Consider the following 5,583-nt stretch of genomic DNA (forward strand, 5'->3'; position numbering starts at 1 on the left):
GAAATGCCTAAGGCCCCCAACGTGGTTGGGGGCCTTAGGGCTTAAAGGGTGTTCGGCGGTGTCCTACTTTTCCACCCGAAGGGGCAGTATCATTGGCGCTGGTAGGCTTAGCTTCCGGGTTCGGGATGGGACCGGGCGTTTCCCTACCGCTGTTGCCGCCGTAACTCTATTTATTTTACGCCCCACAATTATTTGGTGGTGGGGTGTGGTCTGTTCGATTCGTGAACAAAGTGTGGTTGCGAGTGCACGTTGGTGCAAATGTGGTGTTACACGCTTTCAACCCAATTAGCTTTTTTTGGGTGTGTGTAAGTTTTCGGCCGGTTAGTGCCAGTTCCCTGCAACCATTGCTGGCCTTCTAGGTCTGGTCTATCGATCCCGTGGTCTGCGGGGGGCCTTATCCCTCTAAAAAGGGTGAGAAACCTGGTCTTGGAAGAGGTTTCCCGCTTAGATGCTTTCAGCGGTTATCCTGTCCGAACGTAGCTATCCAGCCGTGCCACTGGTGTGACAACTGGTAGACCAGAGGTTCGTCCGTCCCGGTCCTCTCGTACTAGGGACAGGTTTCCTCAAGTTTCTGACGCGCGCGGCGGATAGAGACCGAACTGTCTCACGACGTTCTAAACCCAGCTCGCGTGCCGCTTTAATGGGCGAACAGCCCAACCCTTGGGACCTGCTCCAGCCCCAGGATGCGACGAGCCGACATCGAGGTGCCAAACCATCCCGTCGATATGGACTCTTGGGGAAGATCAGCCTGTTATCCCCGGGGTACCTTTTATCCGTTGAGCGACACCCCTTCCACTCGGGGGTGCCGGATCACTAGTCCCGACTTTCGTCCCTGCTCGACATGTACGTCTCGCAGTCAAGCTCCCTTGTGCACTTGCACTCAACACCTGATTGCCGTCCAGGTTGAGGGAACCTTTGGGCGCCTCCGTTACTTTTTTGGAGGCAACCGCCCCAGTTAAACTACCCACCAGGCACTGTCCCTGAACCGGATATACGGTTCGAAGTTAGAAGCCCAATACGATCAGAGTGGTATTTCAACAACGACTCCACCCACACTGGCGTGTGAGTTTCACAGTCTCCCACCTATCCTACACAAACCGTAACGAACTCCAATACCAAGTTGTAGTGAAGGTCCCGGGGTCTTTTCGTCCTGCCGCGCGTAACGAGCATCTTTACTCGTAGTGCAATTTCGCCGAGTCTATGGTTGAGACAGTTGAGAAGTCGTTACGCCATTCGTGCAGGTCGGAACTTACCCGACAAGGAATTTCGCTACCTTAGGATGGTTATAGTTACCACCGCCGTTTACTGGGGCTTAAATTCTCAGCTTCACCCCGAGGGGTTAACCGGTCCTCTTAACCTTCCAGCACCGGGCAGGCGTCAGTCCGTATACATCGTCTTGCGACTTCGCACGGACCTGTGTTTTTAGTAAACAGTCGCTTCTCACTGGTTTCTGCGACCCCCCACCGCTGCCGGCAGCAAGTGCCATGACAGTAAGGGGTCCCCCTTCTCCCGAAGTTACGGGGGTATTTTGCCGAGTTCCTTAACCATAGTTCACTCGTACGCCTTGGTATTCTCTACCTGACCACCTGTGTCGGTTTGGGGTACGGGCCGTGTGTGTGCTCGCTAGAGGCTTTTCTCGGCAGCATAGGATCACCAAATTCGCCTCACTCGGCTATGCATCACCTCTCAGGATACGTGAACGACGGATTTGCCTATCGTTCTCCCTACGGGCTTGCCCCAGTATTACCACTGACTGGTATGGCTACCTTCCTGCGTCACCCCGTCGCTTGACTACTACCAGCGAAGGTCCCGCGCAGCCCCACAACCTTCGCCCCCCGAAGGGATTGAATGATCATGGCTTTGGGCGGTTAGTACCGCTGATTCATCACGGGCGCGCACACACGGGTACGGGAATATCAACCCGTTGTCCATCGACTACGCCTGTCGGCCTCGCCTTAGGTCCCGACTCACCCTGGGCGGACTGGCCTGGCCCAGGAACCCTTGGTCTTTCGGCGGGCAAGGTTCTCACTTGCCTTATCGCTACTCATGCCTGCATTCTCACTCCCACACCCTCCACCACACCATCACTAGGTGGCTTCACCGGCGTGCAGGACGCTCCCCTACCCAACGTCACACCCGAAGATGTGCTCGTTGCCGCGACTTCGGCGGTGTGCTTGAGCCCCGCTACATTATCGGCGCACAATCACTTGACCAGTGAGCTATTACGCACTCTTTCAAGGGTGGCTGCTTCTAAGCCAACCTCCTGGTTGTCTTCGCGACTGCACATCCTTTTCCACTTAGCACACGCTTAGGGGCCTTAGTCGGCGATCTGGGCTGTTTCCCTCTCGACGCACGGAGCTTATCCCCCGCCGTCTCACTGCCACACTGTTGACTTACCGGCATTCGGAGTTTGGCTGACGTCAGTAACCTTGTAGGGCCCATTGGCCATCCAGTAGCTCTACCTCCAGTAAGAACCATGCAACGCTGCACCTAAATGCATTTCGGGGAGAACCAGCTATCACGGAGTTTGATTGGCCTTTCACCCCTACCCACAACTCATCCCCTCAGTCTTCAACCTAAGTGGGTTCGGTCCTCCACAACATCTTACTGCTGCTTCAACCTGGCCATGGGTAGATCACTCCGCTTCGGGTCCAGAACACACCACTACACCACACACTGTTGTGCGGATACGCCCTATTCAGACTCGCTTTCGCTGCGGCTACCCCACACGGGTTAACCTCGCGACATGTCCCTGACTCGCAGGCTCATTCTTCAAAAGGCACGCCATCACCCCACCACGAAGGAGGGCTCTGACGGCTTGTAGGCACACGGTTTCAGGTACTATTTCACTCCCCTCCCGGGGTACTTTTCACCATTCCCTCACGGTACTAATCCGCTATCGGTCATCAGAAGGTATTCAGGCTTACCGAGTGGTCTCGGCAGATTCACAGCAGATTTCACGGGCCCGCTGCTACTCGGGAACACAAATCAAGGCAGGCGTCGGGTTTTCACGTACCGGGCTCTCACCGTCTACGGCAGGCCATCCCAAGCCATTTCCGCTAACCACGACACTTTCTAACTGCCCTCCAGGAAGGTAGCCCCGGAAAATAAGGTCCCACAACCCCGCACACACAACCCCTACCCGGTATCACATGCATACGGTTTAGCCATCCTCCGCTTTCGCTCGCCACTACTCACGGAATCACTATTGTTTTCTCTTCCTACGGGTACTGAGATGTTTCACTTCCCCGCGTTACCTCCCGCACCCTATGAATTCAGATACGGGTAACACGACATCACTCGTGCTGGGTTTCCCCATTCGGACATCCTCGGATCAACGCTCGGTTGGCAGCTCCCCGAGGCATATCGCAGCCTCCCACGTCCTTCATCGGCCTCTGATGCCAAGGCATCCACCATGCGCCCTTAAACACTTACAACACAAAAACCAATTATGTTAAAAATCGAAATTACACCACAACAACCCACAACACCTCCGAACCCCCAACCAACCCACACAACCATTCCCGAAGAAACGACCACGTGAGCCTCTCAAGGGCCCCTCGACTGCTGCGAGTTGATGCTCGCAACCACTATCCACGAATCAAACACCACACCCCACCACCAAAACCTGGGGCAACAACACGCCTCCCACCACACACGGTGGCCAGGGAAACACGGGCCTGTTGTCTCAAAGCCCAACAGTGTGCTTGGTGGCCGGCACCCCGAAACCGGGGCAACCAGAAAATCTTGTTTGCCTATGCACCAGAACTCGCTCCACTACGGATACGCCCAGTGACGGGCAACGAGTCCATCCAACGAATCGCCTGACAACAGCTGATCCCGACAGTCGTCGGGGCCGGCCAGGTCTCGTGGTGCTCCTTAGAAAGGAGGTGATCCAGCCGCACCTTCCGGTACGGCTACCTTGTTACGACTTCGTCCCAATCGCCGATCCCACCTTCGACGGCTCCCTCCACAAGGGTTAGGCCACCGGCTTCGGGTGTTACCGACTTTCATGACGTGACGGGCGGTGTGTACAAGGCCCGGGAACGTATTCACCGCAGCGTTGCTGATCTGCGATTACTAGCGACTCCGACTTCACGGGGTCGAGTTGCAGACCCCGATCCGAACTGAGACCGGCTTTAAAGGATTCGCTCCACCTCACGGCATCGCAGCCCTTTGTACCGGCCATTGTAGCATGTGTGAAGCCCTGGACATAAGGGGCATGATGACTTGACGTCATCCCCACCTTCCTCCGAGTTGACCCCGGCAGTCTCTTACGAGTCCCCGCCATGACGCGCTGGCAACATAAGATAGGGGTTGCGCTCGTTGCGGGACTTAACCCAACATCTCACGACACGAGCTGACGACAGCCATGCACCACCTGCACACAGGCCACAAGGGAACTGATATCTCTACCAGCGTCCTGTGCATGTCAAACCCAGGTAAGGTTCTTCGCGTTGCATCGAATTAATCCACATGCTCCGCCGCTTGTGCGGGCCCCCGTCAATTTCTTTGAGTTTTAGCCTTGCGGCCGTACTCCCCAGGCGGGGTACTTAATGCGTTAGCTACGGCACGGATCCCAAGGAAGGAAACCCACACCTAGTACCCACCGTTTACGGCGTGGACTACCAGGGTATCTAATCCTGTTCGCTCCCCACGCTTTCGCTCCTCAGCGTCAGTTACTGCCCAGAGACCCGCCTTCGCCACCGGTGTTCCTCCTGATATCTGCGCATTCCACCGCTACACCAGGAATTCCAGTCTCCCCTGCAGTACTCTAGTCTGCCCGTATCGCCCGCACGCCCACAGTTGAGCTGTGAGTTTTCACGAACAACGCGACAAACCACCTACGAGCTCTTTACGCCCAGTAATTCCGGACAACGCTCGGACCCTACGTATTACCGCGGCTGCTGGCACGTAGTTGGCCGGTCCTTCTTCTGCACATACCGTCACTCGCGCTTCGTCTGTGCTGAAAGAGGTTTACAACCCGAAGGCCGTCGTCCCTCACGCGGCGTCGCTGCATCAGGCTTGCGCCCATTGTGCAATATTCCCCACTGCTGCCTCCCGTAGGAGTCTGGGCCGTATCTCAGTCCCAGTGTGGCCGGTCACCCTCTCAGGCCGGCTACCCGTCGTCGCCTTGGTAGGCCTTAACCCCACCAACAAGCTGATAGGCCGCGGGCCCATCCCACACCGCAAAAGCTTTCCACCAAAGGACATGCATCCCAAGGTCATATCCGGTATTAGACCCAGTTTCCCAGGCTTATCCCGAAGTGCAGGGCAGATCACCCACGTGTTACTCACCCGTTCGCCACTCGAGTACCCCGAAGGGCCTTTCCGTTCGACTTGCATGTGTTAAGCACGCCGCCAGCGTTCGTCCTGAGCCAGAATCAAACTCTCCAAACAAAAACAACCCGGCAAAACCAGGTGCATCGCAAATCAGAGAAATCCGATATCCAACAACCAGTCAAAACTGGCAAAATAAAACAAAACCATCCCAAGCAGCAGGAAGACGGGAAGTCCCCCACCAAGATGGCCAAAAACAACAAACAAAAACCACCAAACACACTATTGAGTTCTCAAACAACA

At 55.8% G+C, this 5,583-nt stretch carries 3 rRNA genes; all 3 read right to left on the minus strand.

The features are described from left to right. Positions 1-50: 50 nt before the first annotated feature. Positions 51-163 (minus strand): 5S ribosomal RNA (gene rrf / locus B1790_RS33550). A gap of 138 nt (positions 164-301) precedes the next feature. Next, positions 302-3,437 (minus strand): 23S ribosomal RNA (locus tag B1790_RS33555). A 446-nt stretch (positions 3,438-3,883) separates the two neighbouring features. Beyond that, a 16S ribosomal RNA gene (locus tag B1790_RS33560) occupies positions 3,884-5,400 on the minus strand. The 16S, 23S and 5S rRNA genes sit together here, the layout of an rRNA operon. Positions 5,401-5,583: the final 183 nt, after the last annotated feature.

Source organism: Mycobacterium sp. AT1, assembly GCF_002043095.1.
Taxonomy (GTDB): domain Bacteria; phylum Actinomycetota; class Actinomycetes; order Mycobacteriales; family Mycobacteriaceae; genus Mycobacterium.